The organism is Kaistia granuli DSM 23481, assembly GCF_000380505.1.
GTDB lineage: Bacteria > Pseudomonadota > Alphaproteobacteria > Rhizobiales > Kaistiaceae > Kaistia > Kaistia granuli.
Genome location: NZ_AQYH01000016.1, coordinates 78,424 through 95,155 on the forward strand (window position 1 = coordinate 78,424; position 16,732 = coordinate 95,155).

18 protein-coding genes and 1 other RNA gene are annotated in these 16,732 nt (G+C 66.3%); 10 read left to right on the plus strand and 9 right to left on the minus strand.

The window, feature by feature from the left end:
• Window positions 1-7: 7 nt before the first annotated feature.
• Window positions 8-1,885 (minus strand): extracellular solute-binding protein, encoded by a 1,878-nt coding sequence (locus tag G342_RS0119235; protein ID WP_018184800.1) that lies wholly within the window; start codon window positions 1,883-1,885, stop codon window positions 8-10.
• 154 nt (window positions 1,886-2,039) lie between these two features.
• On the minus strand, window positions 2,040-2,816 hold the full coding sequence (locus G342_RS0119245) for a c-type cytochrome (RefSeq protein WP_018184802.1): 777 nt from the start codon (window positions 2,814-2,816) through the stop codon (window positions 2,040-2,042).
• A gap of 188 nt (window positions 2,817-3,004) precedes the next feature.
• Between G342_RS0119245 and G342_RS0119250 the strand changes: the two genes are divergently transcribed.
• Window positions 3,005-3,763: a 3-deoxy-manno-octulosonate cytidylyltransferase gene (locus G342_RS0119250; RefSeq protein ID WP_040879169.1), complete on the plus strand. Its 759-nt coding sequence runs from the start codon at window positions 3,005-3,007 to the stop codon at window positions 3,761-3,763.
• 34 nt (window positions 3,764-3,797) lie between these two features.
• A complete protein-coding gene (locus tag G342_RS0119255; protein WP_018184804.1) occupies window positions 3,798-4,646 on the plus strand; it encodes a prephenate dehydratase in 849 nt (282 codons plus the stop codon).
• 59 nt (window positions 4,647-4,705) lie between these two features.
• Here the strand turns inward: G342_RS0119255 and nudC are convergent, their stop codons facing one another.
• Window positions 4,706-5,671: an NAD(+) diphosphatase gene (nudC, locus tag G342_RS0119260; protein WP_018184805.1), complete on the minus strand. Its 966-nt coding sequence runs from the start codon at window positions 5,669-5,671 to the stop codon at window positions 4,706-4,708.
• Between the two features lie 150 nt (window positions 5,672-5,821).
• On the opposite strand from nudC, the gene ffs reads away from it, so the two are divergent.
• From ffs to G342_RS0119280, 5 genes are all read left to right on the plus strand, one after another.
• Window positions 5,822-5,918: signal recognition particle sRNA small type (ffs, locus tag G342_RS25770), an RNA gene on the plus strand.
• A 132-nt stretch (window positions 5,919-6,050) separates the two neighbouring features.
• The gene (locus G342_RS0119265; protein ID WP_018184806.1) at window positions 6,051-7,850 is read left to right on the plus strand and encodes a DNA polymerase III subunit gamma/tau; all 1,800 of its coding nucleotides are present in this window, start codon (window positions 6,051-6,053) and stop codon (window positions 7,848-7,850) included.
• Between the two features lie 24 nt (window positions 7,851-7,874).
• On the plus strand, window positions 7,875-8,198 hold the full coding sequence (locus tag G342_RS0119270) for a YbaB/EbfC family nucleoid-associated protein (RefSeq protein WP_018184807.1): 324 nt from the start codon (window positions 7,875-7,877) through the stop codon (window positions 8,196-8,198).
• A gap of 91 nt (window positions 8,199-8,289) precedes the next feature.
• The gene (gene recR / locus G342_RS0119275) at window positions 8,290-8,895 is read left to right on the plus strand and encodes a recombination mediator RecR (RefSeq protein WP_018184808.1); all 606 of its coding nucleotides are present in this window, start codon (window positions 8,290-8,292) and stop codon (window positions 8,893-8,895) included.
• A gap of 32 nt (window positions 8,896-8,927) precedes the next feature.
• On the plus strand, window positions 8,928-9,542 hold the full coding sequence (locus G342_RS0119280; protein WP_018184809.1) for a DUF924 family protein: 615 nt from the start codon (window positions 8,928-8,930) through the stop codon (window positions 9,540-9,542).
• Here G342_RS0119280 and G342_RS25435 read toward each other — a convergent pair.
• Window positions 9,520-9,933 (minus strand): hypothetical protein, encoded by a 414-nt coding sequence (locus G342_RS25435; RefSeq protein ID WP_018184810.1) that lies wholly within the window; start codon window positions 9,931-9,933, stop codon window positions 9,520-9,522. The two genes, G342_RS0119280 and G342_RS25435, sit on opposite strands and share 23 nt — an antisense overlap.
• A gap of 4 nt (window positions 9,934-9,937) precedes the next feature.
• A complete protein-coding gene (locus G342_RS0119290) occupies window positions 9,938-11,062 on the minus strand; it encodes a DNA recombination protein RmuC (protein WP_425402245.1) in 1,125 nt (374 codons plus the stop codon).
• 188 nt (window positions 11,063-11,250) lie between these two features.
• Here G342_RS0119290 and def point away from each other — a divergent pair, with 188 nt between their 5' ends.
• From def to truA, 3 genes are read left to right on the plus strand one after another with little or no spacing between them, the layout of a single operon-like run.
• Window positions 11,251-11,805, plus strand: a complete 555-nt coding sequence (gene def / locus G342_RS0119295) for a peptide deformylase (protein ID WP_018184812.1) — start codon at window positions 11,251-11,253, stop codon at window positions 11,803-11,805.
• Window positions 11,806-11,812: 7 nt separating this feature from the next.
• On the plus strand, window positions 11,813-12,745 hold the full coding sequence (gene fmt, locus G342_RS0119300; protein ID WP_018184813.1) for a methionyl-tRNA formyltransferase: 933 nt from the start codon (window positions 11,813-11,815) through the stop codon (window positions 12,743-12,745).
• An 8-nt stretch (window positions 12,746-12,753) separates the two neighbouring features.
• The gene (gene truA, locus G342_RS0119305) at window positions 12,754-13,539 is read left to right on the plus strand and encodes a tRNA pseudouridine(38-40) synthase TruA (RefSeq protein WP_018184814.1); all 786 of its coding nucleotides are present in this window, start codon (window positions 12,754-12,756) and stop codon (window positions 13,537-13,539) included.
• Here truA and G342_RS0119310 read toward each other — a convergent pair.
• The 4 genes from G342_RS0119310 to G342_RS26135 form a co-directional block, all read right to left on the minus strand.
• Entirely contained in the window at window positions 13,492-14,076 is a 585-nt protein-coding gene (locus tag G342_RS0119310; RefSeq protein ID WP_018184815.1) for a hypothetical protein, read from the minus strand. The two genes, truA and G342_RS0119310, sit on opposite strands and share 48 nt — an antisense overlap.
• Window positions 14,077-14,087: 11 nt before the next feature.
• Window positions 14,088-15,239: a succinyl-diaminopimelate desuccinylase gene (gene dapE / locus G342_RS0119315; protein ID WP_018184816.1), complete on the minus strand. Its 1,152-nt coding sequence runs from the start codon at window positions 15,237-15,239 to the stop codon at window positions 14,088-14,090.
• Between the two features lie 14 nt (window positions 15,240-15,253).
• Window positions 15,254-16,105 carry a 2,3,4,5-tetrahydropyridine-2,6-dicarboxylate N-succinyltransferase gene (gene dapD, locus G342_RS0119320; protein WP_018184817.1) on the minus strand — a complete coding sequence of 284 codons (852 nt, stop codon included), beginning with the start codon at window positions 16,103-16,105 and terminating at the stop codon, window positions 15,254-15,256.
• A gap of 187 nt (window positions 16,106-16,292) precedes the next feature.
• A complete protein-coding gene (locus G342_RS26135) occupies window positions 16,293-16,457 on the minus strand; it encodes a hypothetical protein (RefSeq protein WP_156831027.1) in 165 nt (54 codons plus the stop codon).
• Window positions 16,458-16,732: the final 275 nt, after the last annotated feature.

The window sequence follows — 16,732 nt, forward strand, 5'->3', positions numbered from 1 at the left end:
GGCTCACTCAAGGCTTGGCCCCCAGGGCCTTTTCCTTGGCCGGGTCGATCCACCAGGAATAGACGTCGATGCCGACATATTCGGGCTGCTTTTCCGGAATGCCGAACTTGTTCCAGTAAGCGACGTTGATGGTGTCGCTGAACCATTGCGGCACGACGTAGTAGTTCCACAGCAGCACGCGATCGAGCGCATGGGTCGCGGCGACCAGATCCTCGCGGTTGGTCGCGAACACGACCCGATCGATCAGCTTGTCGATCGCCGGGTTCTGGATGCCCATCAGGTTGCGGCTGCCGGGCGTCTTGGCGGCGGCCGAGCCCCACATCTCGCGCTGCTCGTTGCCGGGCGAATGCGACTGCGCGATCACGGTCGAGACGACATCGAAATCGAAATCGTTGACGCGGGCGACATATTGCGCGGTGTCGACAACGCGCAGGCGGGCGTCGATGCCGATCCGCTTCAGATTCTGGATATAGGGGGCGACGACGCGCTCGAAGGAGGGATCGCTTTCCAGGAACTCGATGGTGAAGGGCTCGCCGGTCTGGGCGTTGACCAACTTGTTGCCATTCAGCACCCAGCCTGCCTCCTGCAGCAGGGCGACGGCGCGGCGGAGATTGTCCCGGAAGGCCTGCGGTGTGTCGTTGACCGGCAGCTTGAATTCCTCGGTGAAAACCTCCGGCGGAACCTGATCGCGGACGGTTTCGAGGATCTCCAGTTCCTTGCCCTGCGGCAGGCCGCTGGAGGCGAGGTCGATGCCGGCGAAATAGCTGTTGATTCGCTTATATTTGTCGAAGAACAGCGTGCGGTTCATCGTTTCGAAGTCGAAGACGTAGTTGAGCGCCTGGCGGACGCGCGGGTCCTTGAACTTGTCACGCCGCTGGTTGAGCACATAGCCCTGCATGCGGCCCGAGGAGGCGAGCGGGAAGGAGCGCTGTATGACCTTGCCGTCCTTCACGGCGTCGAAGTTGTACTCGGTCATCCAGCGGCCGATGCGGTTTTCCTGCCGGTAGTCGTCGAGGCCACCCTTTTTGAAGGCTTCCCAGCCGGCGTTCGGATCGCGGTAGTAGTCGACCTTGATGCGGTCGAAATTGTTACGGCCGACCTGCGTCGGCAGGTCCTTGCCCCAATAGTCCTCGGCCCGCTTCCAGACGATCTGCCGGCCTGGGCTGACGGATTCGATCTGGTAGGCGCCGGAGCCGAGCGGAATCTCCAGCGTCGACTTCGAGATGTCGCGCTTCTTGCCGCTCGCATCCGTGCCCTCCCACCAGTGCTTCGGCAGCACGGCGAGATCGCCCATGATGTTCGGCAGCTCGCGATTTCCCGGCTTGTCGAAGGTGAACGTCACCTCGCGATCCCCGGTGATCTCCGCCTTGACCACGTTGGCGTAGTACTTGTTGTACATCGGGCTCTGCGCCTTCAGGGTCTCGAACGACCAGATGACGTCTTCCGGCGTGATCGGCTTGCCGTCATGCCAGTGCGCCGCCGGGTTCAGGCGGAACTTCACCCAGGCGAAATCGTCGGGATAGCTCATCGCCTCGGCGATCAGACCGTAATTGGTGCCGGGCTGGTCGGTCGCCTGCTCCATCAGCGTGTCGTAGAGCAAGCCGCCACCGAAAGCCGCGAAGCCGGAGGCCGGGGTACCCTGCACGATATAGGGGTTCAGGCTGTCGAAGGTGCCGACGGCGGCGCTGTTGAGCGTGCCGCCCTTCGGCGCATCGGGATTCACATAGTCGTAGTGCTTGAAGCCGGCCGGATATTTCGGCTCGCCGATCAGCGAGGTCGCGTGGCGCCAAGGCGCGGCGCCCTCCGTCGTCTCGGCCGCCATGGCGCCGGTCGTCGCGGGTAGCAGGAGCGACAGGCTGAACAAGGCGGCGGCGACGAGCTTCATGGGCGTGATTCTCCAGCTGACAACTCACATTACTAAGGCGGATTGCGCGCAGGGCAACTGCTGCGTGATCAACGCCCGGAGCGACATCGCAACAGAAAAAGGCCGGAGGATGATCTCCGGCCTTTCGTAGTGTGTCAGCAGTGACGGATGGCGCTTACGGCGTGGCGGGCTGCGGCGCGGCCGGCTCGGCGGGAGCCGGGGCTGCGGGGGCAGCCGGAGCCGGGGCAGCGGGCGCCTCGGGGGCAGCCGGCGCTGCCGGGGTCTCGGCCGCCGGAGCGGCGGGAGCCGCAGGCGCGTCGGTTGCCGGAGCCGCCGGAGCGGCCTCTGCAGGGGCAGCCGGAGCTTCTGCCGCGGCCGGAGCCTCGGCGGGAGCGGCTGCCTCGGGCTCGGGCAGCGGAACCGGGCTCTCGGCCAGCGTGCGGAGGTAGGCGATCAGGTTGGCGCGGTCCTCGGACTTCGAGATGCCGGCGAAACCCATGGCCGTTCCGGGCATGTCGGCCTTCGGGCTCTTCAGGAAGGTGTAGAGGTGCTCGTAGGTCCACTTCTTGCCTTCGTCATGCGCGGTCTGCATGACGCCGGAATACTTGAACCCTTCGACCGAGCCGATCGGGCGATCAATGATGTTGTAGAGGTCCGGACCGACCTTGGTGCCGGCGCCCTCGACGAAATTGTGGCAGGCGGCGCACTTCTTGGCGACGGCCTCACCGGCCTCGACCTTGGCGCTGGCCAGCAGAACCGCGACAGGCGGCTCCTGCGCGGCCGCGGCGCCAGCGGCCCCACCGGTCGTCTCTTCCGCGACTTCGATGACGAAGCCCGGCTTTTCCGGCACGGCCGGCGCATAGATCACTTCCGAGAAGATGCTCAGCGACATCACTACCAGAAGCGTAAACAGGACCGCACCGACGATCTTGTTGAGCTCGAAAGAATCCATCGGTCTTGGCCCCAGACGCTTCGATTAGGCTATAGGAACCGGCAGCCCCCGTGGCGCCATGTCCCCCTCTCATGTGGCGCGGAAACTACAAGCTTTCCAGTGTTGGGTGCAATACGTATGAACGCCTCATGATTGAGACGTTTTGCCACCTGCATGCGTCGCCTGTCGAACTAATCAAGGAAAACCTGATGCGTTCCGCCTCCGAGGCCCTTGTTCTTATCCCCGCTCGCATGGCCGCCACCCGGCTGCCGGGCAAGCCTTTGGCCGATATTCACGGCATTCCGATGATCGTGCATGTCTGGCGGCGCGCCGCGGAGGCGAGAATCGGTCCGGTGGTGGTGGCGACCGACGACGCCGGCATCGCCGCGGCCGTCCGCGCGGCCGGTGGCGAGGCGGTGATCACCCGGGCGGACCATGAAAACGGCTCGGCGCGCATCCACGAGGCGGCGCAGATCGTCGATCCCGAGCGTCGCTACGACGTCATCGTCAATGTCCAGGGCGACCTGCCGACGATCGAGCCGGCTTCGGTCGCCGCCTGCTTCGCGCCGCTCGCCGATCCCGCCGTCGACATCGCGACGATCGCCGCCGTGATCGACCGCGACGAAGACCGTACCAATGAGAATGTCGTGAAGATCGTCGGCTCGCCGCTCGCGGCCGACCGCTTGCGCGCCCTCTATTTTACCCGCGCCACGGCGCCATGGGGCGAGGGGCCGCTGCTGCACCATATCGGCCTCTACGCCTACCGGCGGGCGGCGCTCGATCGCTATGTCGCCTTGCCGCCCTCCGTGCTGGAGAAGCGCGAGAAGCTGGAGCAGCTCAGGGCGCTCGAGGCCGGCATGCGCATCGATGTCGCGATCGTTGACGCCGTCCCGCTCGGTGTCGATACTCCCGCCGATCTCGAAAGGGCGCGCACCCTGCTCTCCGCCCCGGATGACGCCGGCCGCTAGACCGGCGGCAAACTTGAACAGAAGTCTCAGCCACATGAAGAAGATCGTGTTCCAGGGCGAGCCTGGCGCCAATTCCCACATCGCCTGCGCCGACGTCTATCCCGACTACGAGGCCGTGCCGGCGCCCACCTTCGAGGATTGCTTCCAGGCGATGTCGCGCGGCGATGTCGACCTCGCGATGATTCCGATCGAGAACTCGCTCGCCGGTCGCGTCGCCGATATCCACCACCTGCTGCCTGATTCGGGCCTGCACATCATCGGTGAGTATTTCCTGCCGATCCGCTTCCAGCTGATGGCGCTGAAGGGCGCGACGCTGGAGACGATAAAGACGGTCGAGAGCCATGTGCATGCGCTCGGCCAGTGCCGTCGCATCATGCGCGAGCATGGCTATCGCGCCATCGTCGCCGGCGATACGGCTGGCGCGGCGCGGATCATCTCCGAGACGGACGACCTGACCCGGGCGGCCCTGGCACCGCGTTTCGCCGCCGAAATCTACGGCCTCGACATCCTGGCCGAGAATGTCGAGGACGCCGCCCACAACACGACGCGCTTCGTCATCCTGTCGCGCGAGCCGGCGCATGCCGCCTATGGCGCAGGGCCGGTGATCACCACCTTCGTCTTCCGCGTCCGCAACATCCCGGCCGCGCTCTACAAGGCGCTCGGTGGCTTTGCCACCAACGGCATCAACATGACGAAGCTCGAGAGCTACCAGCTCGACGGCCGCTTCTCGGCGACGCGCTTCTATGTCGATGTCGAGGGGCATCCCCAGGATTCGGGCCTCGCCCATGCGCTGGAGGAGCTCGCCTTCTTCTCGGCCGAGCTGCGGATTCTGGGCGTCTATCCGGCGGCGCCGTTCCGCGCCGACGTCGTCGCGCCGCGCTAGGTTCCGACGGATCTGTCTCGAAGGGCGCTTGCCGTGGCAGGCGCCCCTTATCGTGGGGGTCAGCCGCCTTCGACCCAGGCGCGGATCAGCGTATGGGCGATCGCCATGCGTGGCGGCGTCGAGAGGCCGTCCGGATGCTCGCCGTCCAGCATGGCGCGAGTCTCGTCGCGCGAGAACCAGCGGCAATCCTCCAGCTCTTCCGTATCCGGCACGATGTCGGTCGAGATCGCCTGCGCGATGCAGCCGATCATCAGAGACATCGGGAACGGCCAGGGCTGGCTGGCGTGATAGGCGACGCGGCCGATCCGGATGCCGGCCTCTTCCTGGATTTCGCGCCGGACCGCGTCCTCGATCGTCTCGCCTGGTTCGACGAAGCCGGCGAGGCAGGAATAGGTGCCAGGCGCGAAGCGCGCCTGCCGGCCCATAAGGCAGCGGTCGCCGTCGACCGCCAGCATGATCGCCACCGGATCGGTGCGCGGAAATTTCTGCAGGCCGCAATTCGGGCAGTCGCGCCGGTAGCCGCCCATGGCCATGGTCGAGCGCGTGCCGCAGCGGCCGCAGAAACGGTTGGCGGCGTGCCAGTGCAGCAGGGCGCGGGCCTGCGCCAGCGCGCCAAGCGTCGCCGGCTCGACCGTATCGGCGAGAATGCTGCCGGAAAATGCGTTGATCGCCAGCGTCCGCAGCGGCACGGCATGGAACGCGTCGACATCGAATGAGGTGTCGCTGCCGACGATCGCGGCGATACGCGGCGCCGAATTCTCCCAGCCGAGCAGGATGGCGTCGTCCATGGCGGCTCCGAGCGCCTTCGCTTCCTTCAGGCTGAACAGGCTCTCCGTTGCGCCGCCGGCCCGGATCATTGCCTCGTCGCCGCGCAGCAGGTAGACGCGCGCGGTCGGATCGGCGAGGGCGGCGGCGAACGTCGATTCGTTGCGCGCCTCGCTGCGGCGGTCGAGCGAGTTGCCGGAGAATCCGACCAAGGTGCTGGGCTCGACGGGGGGCAATCGGTCGAAGAAATTGCGGGTCATGGTGGTGCTGCTATGTACGGGAAATGGCGGCCGACGGGGCGCCGACTCGAAGGCAATTCGTTGATTACGCCACAGACCTTTTCACCGCGATAGCCCCCGGGCACGGTTCGGGCTTGCCATTTCGATCGGGAACGACGATATGTCTCCGCGGGAGGTTGGTGGTGGACGAGCCACTCGCCAATCGGGTCAGGTCCGGAAGGAAGCAGCCCCAACGAGCCACGGCACGGGTCGCGTGCCAGCCTCCTACCTTTTCCCCAGCCATCGCGTCAGCCTTGATGATCAGCCGGGCGCGCCCACCAGGGTGTGCTAAGGTTCGGAAAGGCTTGCCCGCGAGGGCGGCCAGGGTTTGGTGCAACAGCAGGACTACAACGGGCGACGCATGGACGGCGGCGATCTTTCCAGCACCCCGAAGGATGGCGCGAACGGCGCCTATCGCGTTCTGGCGCGCAAATACCGGCCGAAGAGCTTTGACGACCTCGTCGGCCAGGAGCCGATGGTCCGCACGCTCAAGAACGCCTTCGAGACGGGCCGCATCGCGCAGGCCTACATGCTCACCGGGGTTCGCGGTGTCGGCAAGACGACGACGGCCCGCATTCTCGCCCGTGGCCTCAATTATTCCATCCCCGGCCAAATCGACCGCCCGACCATCGACATGCCCGAGCTTGGTGTCCATTGCGCCGAGATCATGGAAGGCCGCCATGTCGACGTGCTCGAGATGGACGCGGCGTCGAACAACGGCATCGACAACATTCGCGAGATCATCGAGGCCGTCCGCTACAAGCCGGTCTCGGCCCGCTACAAGGTCTATATCCTCGACGAAGTGCACATGCTGTCGGGCGCGGCCTTCAACGGCCTGCTGAAGACGCTCGAGGAGCCACCCGAGCATGTGAAGTTCATCTTCGCGACAACCGAGATCCGTAAGGTTCCGGTCACGGTGCTGTCGCGCTGCCAGCGCTTCGACCTGCGCCGGATCGAATCGGACCGGCTGATCGGCCTCTTGCGGTCGATCACCGAGAAGGAGCAGGTCTCGATCGGCGACGATGCACTCGCCATGATTGCCCGCGCCGCCGAGGGGTCTGCGCGCGATTCTCTGTCGCTGCTCGACCAGGCCATCGCCCATGGCGCCGGCGCGATCTCCGCCGAGGATGTGCGCGGCATGCTCGGCCTCGCCGACCGCGCCCGCGTCATCGATCTGTTCGAGGCGTTGATGGGTGGCCGCATCGCCGAAGCGCTGGCGCTGCTCAAAGAACAATACGACATCGGCGCGGACCCCGCCGTCGTGCTGCAGGATCTTGCCGCCTTCACCCATGCCGTGACGCGCTTCAAGGTCGTGCCGGATAGCGGCGAGGATGCCGCTCTGCCGCAGGACGAGCGGACGCGCGGTCGCGCATTCGCCGAGACCGTATCTCTGCGCGTGCTGGCACGCGCCTGGCAGATGCTCCTGAAGGGCATCGAGGAAGTCTCCAGCTCGAGCCGGCCGCTCGCCGCCGCCGACATGGTGCTGATCCGCATCGCCCACGCCGCCGACCTGCCGACGCCGGACGAGGCGTTGCGCCTGTTGAAGAGCGGCAGCTTCGCCGCGTCGTCGGCCTCCGCGCCGCCGATATCGGGCGCGTCGGGCTCGGCGCCCCAGGGCGGCCCCGTCGGCCAGATGCGCACCATCGCTAGCGCCGCGCCGATGCCGACCATGGCGATGGCGCAACCCGCCGGTGTGCCGCAGGCCAAGGCCGAGCCGGCCGTCCGGTTTCAGCGCTTCGAGGATCTCGTCGCCTATGTCGGCCTCAAGCGCGACATTCCGCTGAAACTGGCGCTTGAACAGCAGGTCAAGCCGATCCGCTTCGAGCCGGGCCTGCTCGAATTCGAGCCGACAGAGGATGCGCCGCGCACGCTGGCGCAGGATCTCGGCCGCAAGCTGACCGACTGGACCGGCGAACGCTGGGTCGTGGCGCTCGGACGCGGCGCAACGGAAATGACGATCGCCGAGGCGCGCAATTTCGCCAGGGACAAGGCGCGCTCGGACGCCGCCGCGGACCCGCTCGTCGCCGCCGTGCTGTCGCGCTTTCCCGGCGCCAAGATCGTCGATATCCAGATCCGTGGCGGCGAGGCCGATATCGGCCTGCCGTCGCCGGCCGTGCCGGTCGAGAATCCGGACGAAGCGCCCGATCCCGACGAAGATTGATTCATTGAACTGAAGGAGTGACCCATGCGCGACATTCTCGGCATGATGAGCAAGGCCAAGGAACTGCAGTCGAAGATGCAGGACATGCAGGCCGAAGTCGCCACCATCGAAGTGGAAGGCTCCGCCGGCGCCGGGCTGGTCACCGTCGTGATGACCGCCAAGGGCGATCTGCGCAAGCTGACGATCGATCCGTCGCTCCTGAAGCCGGAAGAGGTCGAGATCCTCGAGGACCTGATCACCGCCGCCCATGCCGACGCACGCGCCAAGGCCGAGCGCACCATGGCCGACAAGATGCAGGAACTGACGGGCGGCCTCGGCCTGCCGGCCGGCCTCAAGCTGCCGTTCTGATCCTTCGAAATCGGCGGGCGGATGTCGATCATTCGCCCATTCCGACGCCCGGTCTCGGGCGACTACGATTTCATCCAGCCAAAGCGCATTCATGTCTCGCAGCACTGCCGGTCCCGAGATCGAACGCCTGATCCAGCTTCTCGCGCGGCTGCCAGGCCTCGGGCCGCGCTCGGCGCGCCGCGCCGCGCTGGCGCTTGTCAAGAAGAAGGACCAGCTGCTGGTGCCGCTGGCGGGCGCGATGACGGTGGCCGCCGAGCGGATCCTGACCTGCTCTACCTGCGGCAACATCGATACCGCTGATCCCTGCACCATCTGCAGCGACCCGACGCGCGACGCCAGGACCATCGTCGTCGTCGAGGATGTCTCGGACCTCTGGGCGCTGGAGCGGGCTGGCGCCATCAAGGCGCGCTATCACGTCCTCGGCGGCACGCTGTCGCCGCTCGACGGCGTCGGGCCGGATGATCTCAACATCGATACGCTGGTCCAGCGCTGTTCGACGGGCGAAGTCTCGGAAGTGATCCTCGCGGTCAACGCCACCGTCGACGGCCAGACCACCGCGCATGTCATCACCGACCGGTTGACCGGCACGCCGGTCAAGGTCTCGCGCCTCGCCCATGGCGTGCCTGTCGGTGGCGAACTCGACTATCTCGACGAGGGTACGCTCGCCGCCGCGATCCGCGCCCGCACGCCGTTCTGACGGCCTCGCTCGCTTTGACAGGAGAACCCCTTATGCCGTCCGAACAGCCTGTTGCCGCGATCCTTCTCGAAGCCCATCGTTTCTGGTTCGAGGAACTGGTCGCCGGCATCGAGGCGCCGGCCGAGCGGGTGAAGGTGTGGTTCTCCCGCCATGACGCCACCGACGAGGCCTGCCGGCAGCGCTTCGGCGATCATCTCGACGCTGTCGCTGAGACGGATTGGCCGTTCGAGACGCTGTCGCCGGCGGCCGGCATCGGCTTCGTCCTGTTCCTCGACCAGTTTCCGCGCAACCTCTTTCGCGAGGACGGCCGGGCCTATGCGTATGACGCGCGCGCTCGCGCTGCGGCGCGTCGGCTGATCGAAAGCGGCGTCGGACGCTTCACGCCGATGGAACGCGTCTTCCTCTATCTGCCGTTCGAGCATAGCGAGGAACTGGCCGACCAGGACAATTCGGTCGCCCTCTACCAGGCCTTGCTCGCCGAAATGCCGGAGGCCGAGAAGGGCACCTATGCCTCCTTCCTCGACTATGCCGAAAAGCACCGCGACGTGATCCGCCGTTTCGGGCGCTTCCCGCATCGCAACGCCGATCTCGGCCGCGTTTCGACGTCGGAGGAAGCTGAATTCCTCAAGGACGGGCGGGGCTACTGATCCGCCACCGGCAACGGATCACCGGGATTGCGGCAAAGCCGATCTGACCGGCGAAACCGAGTATGCCGGGCCAGGTGGCATAGGCCGCCAACTGATCGGCCGCGGGCCGGCCGAAGCCGAGGCGCCCGAGCGCGAATTCGGCGGCCAGCAGCAGAAGCAGGGCGACGACCCCCATGCCGATATCGGCCCCGTGTCGCGCGGTGACCTGCGATCGCCGGAGAATATGGCCGCAGACAACCCACGCCGCGGCGAGCATGATGGGCAGCTCCAACGCAACGGCCGTCAATGCGCCTATCCTGGGCTCCAGCCAGAGGACCCGGACGGTGCCAAGCACGAAGCCGATCGCGAAGACGACCGCAAAGTAGATCGCTGCGGACCGGATTGGGCCCATGGGGCTATTCCCCGGCCAGAAGATCCGGCTGGCGGTCATAGGCGGGGGAGCCCTCGTCGCCGAATTCCAGCGCCTCGATCTTGGCGCCCCGCGCGGTGAGCTTGCGGGTCGAAATCAGGATGTCGTCGATGTCCTTCGACGCCTGGTCGAAATGCGTCTTCAGCTTGAGCACGCGGTCGTTCACCCGGCCGACATCCTCCATCAGCTTCATCACTTCACCTTGGATCAGATGCGCCTGTTCGCGCATGCCGGCATCCTTCAGCACCGACTGGATTACCTGGATCGACAGCATGAGGAGCGACGGCGAGACGATGACGATCCTGAGCCGGTGCGCCGACTGGACCAGATCCTCAAAGCGCTCGTGAATGTCGGCGAAGATCGACTCCGACGGCACGAACATGAAAGCGGTGTCCTGGGTCTCGCCGGGGATCAGATAGCGCTCGGCAATGTCCTTCAGATGCTTGGTCACGTCGCGGCGGAATTGCGTCTCGGCAGCGCGGGTTAGTTCGGGCCCTTCGGCGGCGCGGATGGCGTTCCACGCCTCAAGCGGAAATTTGGCGTCAATGACGAGGCCGGCCGTGTTGTTCGGGAAGGCGACCACGCAATCCGGCCGGTTGCCGTTCGAGAGCGTCGCCTGGAACTGGTAGCCGCCGATCGGCAGGCCATCCTGGACAATCGCCTCCATCCGCGCCTGGCCGAAGGCGCCGCGCGTCTGCTTGTTGGCGAGGATGTGCTGCAGGCCGACCACCTGGCTCGACAATTCGGTGATGTTGCGCTGCGCCGTGTCGATGACGGCGAGGCGCTCGTTCAGCCGCGCGAGGTTCTCATGCGTGTTGCGGGTCGATTCGACCATGGTCTGGCCGATGCGGTGGCCGAGCCCGTCCATCCGGTTGGAGAGACCGTGCAGCAGCTCCGATTGTCGCGAGCCGAACACTTCCGCCATCGTCTGCATCCGGCCGGTCATCTCGCTCTGGATGCGGACCAGATCGGCGACGCGGCGCTCCAGTTCGTCGCCCTGCATCGCCTGGTCGGTCTCGGCCACACTCTGTCGGCGCATGCTGCGCAACAGGACGATCAGGACGAGAAAGAGCAGCGTGACGCTGATGCTGGCGGCCGCCAGCATCAGCATGGCGACGGTGATCGGCCGGTCGCCGACGATGAAAAGAACATCCTGCATCCACCATCCATAACAGATTCGGATGGAAAGAGGAGATCAAAACAAGAACACGCGCGGACACGCCACGGGCGCCATCCATCATTCCTCGTTGACCGCCATCCCCGCATCTCCTATCTGAAACGCCTCAATCCGAGGTTTTCATGGCCCTACTCGACATCATTACCCTGCCGGACGCGAAGCTGAGGCTCGTCAGCGAGCCGGTCGAGCGCATCGACGACGAATTGCTGCGCTTCATGGACGACATGCTGGAGACGATGTACGAGGCGCCGGGCATCGGCCTCGCCGCCATCCAGGTCGGCGTGCCGCGCCGCGTCGTCACCATCGACGTGTCGGGCCGCGAAGAGGGCAGCACGCCCGCGCCGCTGTTCCTGATCAATCCGGAGATCCTCAGGGTCTCGGATGAGCGCTCGGTCTATGAAGAGGGCTGCCTGTCGATTCCGGACTACTATGCCGAGGTCGAGCGTCCTGCTTCCGTCCGGATCCGCTATCTCGATCGCGACGGCAAGCTGCAGGAAATCGAGGCGGACGAGCTGCTCGCCACCTGCGTGCAGCATGAGATCGATCATCTCGACGGCAAGCTTTTCATCGACTACCTGTCCCGGCTGAAGCGCGACATGGTGATCAAGAAGTTCGTCAAGGCCGCCAAGACCGGCGATCTGCCCGAGTTCAAGTCGCACACCCCCGACGAGATGTGAGGCGGATATGAGCCTCCGCGTCGTCTTCATGGGCACGCCCGACTTCTCCGTGCCCACGCTGGTCGAGATCATCGGTCAGGGCCACGAGGTCGTCGCCGTCTATTCGCAGCCGCCCCGTCCGGCCGGTCGCGGCATGGCCGAGCGCAAGTCGCCCGTGCATGAGACGGCCGAGCGCTTCGGCATCCCCGTCTTCACGCCGAAATCGCTGAAGGGCGCCGACGAGCAGGAGGCCTTTGCCTCGCTCGACGCCGATGTCGCGGTGGTGGTCGCCTATGGGCTGATCCTGCCTCAGGCGATCCTCGACGCGCCGCGCGAGGGCTGCCTCAACCTGCATGCCTCGCTGTTGCCGCGCTGGCGCGGTGCGGCTCCCATCCACCGGGCCATCATGGCCGGCGATGCCGAGACCGGCGTGATGGTCATGCGCATGGAAGCGGGGCTGGATACGGGTCCCGTCGCCATGGTCGAGAAGATCGCGATTGGCGCCGACGTCACCACCGGCGATCTGCATGACAAGCTGGCGCGGCTCGGCGCCGATCTGATGGTGCGGGCGCTCGCCGCCGCCTCGCGTGGCGGGCTCGATGCCGTGCCGCAGGCGGAGGAGGGCGTCACCTATGCCGCCAAGATCGACAAGGGCGAGGCGCGGATCGACTGGCAGAAGCCGGCGAAGCAGGTGCACGACCATATTCGCGGCCTGTCGCCCTTTCCCGGCGCCTGGTGCGAGATGACGCTCGGCGGCAAGGTCGAGCGGGTCAAGGTGTTGCGCTCGGCCATGGCAGAGGGGTCGAGCCAGCCCGGAACCGTGCTGGACGATCAGCTCACCATTGCCTGTGGCGAAGGCGCGGTCCGGCTGGTCGAGGTGCAGCGCGCCGGCGGCAAGCCGCTGCGCGCGGTCGACTTCTTGCGCGGAGCATCGGTTGCAGCCGGCGCTCTCGTCGGCTAGGTCGGGCGATGCCCCGCTACAAGCTCCTGATCGAATATGACGGCACGCCTTACTCCGGTTGGCAGCGTCAGGCCAATGCACCCTCCGTGCAGCAGTCGCTCGAGGCCGCCATCCAGCGCTTCTCCGGCGAGGCGGCGCTGACCTTCGGTGCCGGGCGCACCGATTCGGGTGTCCATGCGACGGGCCAGGTGGCGCATTTCGATCTCCCCGGCCACTGGACAGGCCTGCGCATCCGCGACGCGATGAATGCGCAGCTTCGGCCGGAGCCGATCGCCGTGCTTGAAGCGGAGCCGGTCGCGGATGCATTCGACGCGCGCCGATCCGCGGTGAAGCGTCACTATATTTATCGCGTGCTGGACCGCCGCGCGCCGGCCGCGCTGGAGATCAACCGCGTCTGGGATGTCCGCAAGCACCTCGACATCGACGCGATGCAGCGGGCGGCCGACCTGCTGCTCGGCTGGCACGACTTCACCACCTTCCGCTCGGCCGATTGTCAGGCCAAGAGCCCGATGAAGACGCTGGAGCGGCTGGAGATCACGCGCGACGGCGAGCACGTCCTGTTCGGCGTGTCGGCGCGCTCTTTCCTGCACAATCAGGTGCGCTCGATGGTCGGCACGCTGAAAAAGGTCGGCGAGGGCAAATGGCCGTTCGAGCGCGTCGGCGAGGTGCTGGAAGCGCGTGATCGCAAGGCCTGCGGTCCGGTGGCGCCTCCGGGTGGGCTCTATCTCGTCAAGGTCGACTACGGCTCACCCGCCGAACAGTCGAGTGAAGATGCCGCTGAGGATGAGGCTTAGGACCAGGTCGGCGCCGACGAGGCCGATCTTGAACGGTTGCGTTCCGCCCAGCGTCGCGCCGACGATCTGGTAGTGGTAGCGCAGCATCACGCCGACGACGGCGAGCGACAGCACGGCGGCGAACTCGATCGGGATCAGGCCGAGCCCGACGAGCAGGGCGATCAGCGCCTGCGGCGCCGACATGACGACCGAAGCCCAGTTCCTCACCACGACATAAGACGCATAGGTCCGCGCAATGCCGAGATTGCGGGCGAAGGCAGCCAGCAGCAGTGGCATCATCACCCAGTCGAGGCCGAGATCGATCAGGCGCGACAGGACGAACAGCCCGTCCGAGGGACCGGTGACCATGACGTCGGGCGGCCGCAGCCGGTGTTCCACGGCGATGCTAATGGCGAAGAACGGCAACACGTAGAGAATGGCGCCGAACGAGCGCCAGAAGCCGTCCAGACTGAAGTCGAAACGCTGGATGCCCTCGCGTCGGCCGAGAAAGAGTTCGAGCGCGCCGGTCAGCGCGCTGGAAGCCTGGGGGCTGATCATCCGCCGCCGCCTTACGCGAAATACTGGTCGAGGAAGCCACGGTAGATCGTCGTCAGGGTCTCGAGATCGGCCAGCGCGACGCGTTCGTCGACCTGATGCATGGTCTGGCCGACGAGACCGAATTCCACTACCGGGCAATAGTCCTTGATGAAACGTGCATCCGAGGTGCCGCCGCTGGTCGACAGCGCCGGCTGGCGGCCCGTTGCCCTCTCGATCGCATCCGACAGCGTGCCGATCAGCTTTTCCGAATGCGTCAGGAAGGAGTCGCTGCCGCCTGGCTGCAGCGCCAGCTCGAAATCGATGGCGTTGCCGGCCGCCTGTTCCAGCCGGCTCAGCAGCCAGGCCTCCAGCGTGTCACGGGTCCACTCGTCATTGAAGCGGATGTTGAAGCGCGCCTGCGCCTCGGCCGGGATGACGTTCCAGGCCGTGTTGTCGACCTCGAGGCCGATGAATTCGAGGTTCGAGGCGTCGAACCGTTCGTTGCCGGCGTCGAGCGCCTCCGCCGTCAGCCGGCGGATCAGCGTGGTGAGCTGCGGGATCGGGTTCTGCGCCAGATGTGGATAGGCGACATGACCCTGGCGGCCATTGACGATGATGGTGCCGGAAAGGCTGCCGCGGCGGCCGACCTTGATCGCATCGCCCAACCTCTGCGGATTGGTCGGTTCGCCGACGATCGACGCGTCGAAGCGGTGGCCTCGTTCGGCCGCCCAGGCGAGCAGTTTGGACGTGCCGTTGATCGACGGGCCTTCCTCGTCGCCGGTGATAAGCAGCGAGATGGTTCCCGCTCGCGGTCCGTCGGCGAGGAAATCGAGCGCCGCCGCGACAAAGGCCGCGATGCCGCCCTTCATGTCGACGGCGCCGCGGCCATAAAGCATGCCGTCCGCGATGTCGCCGGAGAACGGCTCATGGCTCCAGCGCGCGGCATCGCCCGGCGGCACCACATCGGTGTGGCCGGCGAAGACGAAATGCGGCGCGCCCGAGCCGATGGTCGCAAACAGGTTTTCCACGTCCGGCGTGCCGGCTTCCGAGAAGACCGGGCGCTCGACGGAGAATCCGGCCTCGGTGAGGATGCTCTCCAGATAGGCGAGCGCCCCGCCTTCGTCCGGCGTCACCGACGGGCAGCGGATGAGGTCTTGCAGGATGCGAACCGGATCGCTGGCCATGGCGGTGGATCCTGTCAGTCGCGGAGCAGCTCGTTGACGCTGGTCTTCGAACGGGTCTTGGCGTCGACCTTCTTGACGATCACGGCGCAATAGAGCGACGGACCGGGCTGGCCGTTCGGCAGGTTCTTGCCGGGCAGCGAGCCGGAGACGACGACGGAATAGGGCGGCACGCGGCCGATATGGATCTCGCCCGTCTCGCGGTCGATGATCTTGGTCGAGGCGCTGATGAAGACGCCCATCGAGATGACCGAGCCTTCGCCGACGATGACGCCCTCGACCACCTCGGAGCGGGCGCCGATGAAGCAATTGTCCTCGATGATGGTGGGGCTCGCCTGCAGCGGCTCGAGCACGCCGCCAATGCCGGCGCCGCCGGAGAGGTGGACGTTCTTGCCGATCTGCGCGCAGGAGCCGACCGTCGCCCAGGTGTCGACCATGGTGCCACTGTCGACATAGGCGCCGAGATTGACGAAGGACGGCATCAGGATGACGTTCGGCGCGATATAGGCCGAATGGCGGACGACGGAGCCCGGCACGGCGCGGAAGCCGGCCTCGGCGAAGCGATCGGCGCCCCAGCCCTCGAACTTGGTCGGCACCTTGTCCCACCAGGTCGAGCCGTTCGGCGCACCCGGCACCGGCGCCATGTCATTCAGGCGGAACGACAAGAGCACGGCCTTCTTCAGCCAGTCATTGACGATCCACTCGCCGTCGATCTTCTCGGCGACACGAACCTGGCCTCGATCGAGCAGGCCGAGCGTCGTCTCGACCGTCGAGCGGAGGGCGCCCTGGGTCGCCGGGCTGACATTCGCGCGATCCTCGAAGGCGGCTTCGACGGTGGTCCGGAGGGCGGCGAGGTCGTGCGTGGTCATCATCTATCCCTGGAAATAGGCGGAGCCGGCAGAGGCGCGGCCGGCATGGTTCGGCCGGGACGATATCGGGCAGTGCCGGGAAGTCAACGCGCAAGGCGTTCGGCCGCCGGTTTTCCGCCAATACGGGGCGGCGCCCTCGCGATCGAAGGCGAAATGCCTGCCGGCTGCGCGCCGGCAGGGCAGGAGATCACAACTGCGTCGTCAGGCCGACCACGACAGTCCGGCCCCGACCCGTCATCGCCGTCGAATCGCCCGAGACCGCAGGGCTGTAGGCCATGTTGGTCAGGTTCTCGACAGTGACGAAAGGCGTCGAGACGAGTGCGGTGGAGAGGAAACGGTGAGCGCCGCTCACGGCGCGAGGGTCTGAGCTGGAGTGACGCAACGTCTCGCATCAGGGTGACGTTGCGCTGGATTGGACATTACGAGATCGCGAGTCCGGCCGGCTGCACCATCGCGCATGGGATCAGGCCCCCGCGGGCGATCGCGACCGCTGCCTCCAGATCCTGCGCCAGGCAGGGCATGGCGCCCTAGCTGTCGAAGCTATGAAGGTTGTTCATCCGGGCCGGTGCTGAGAGGCTGGGGTTGCGACGCTCCAACGTCTGGCACCGGAGGCCCCGGATGAACGTG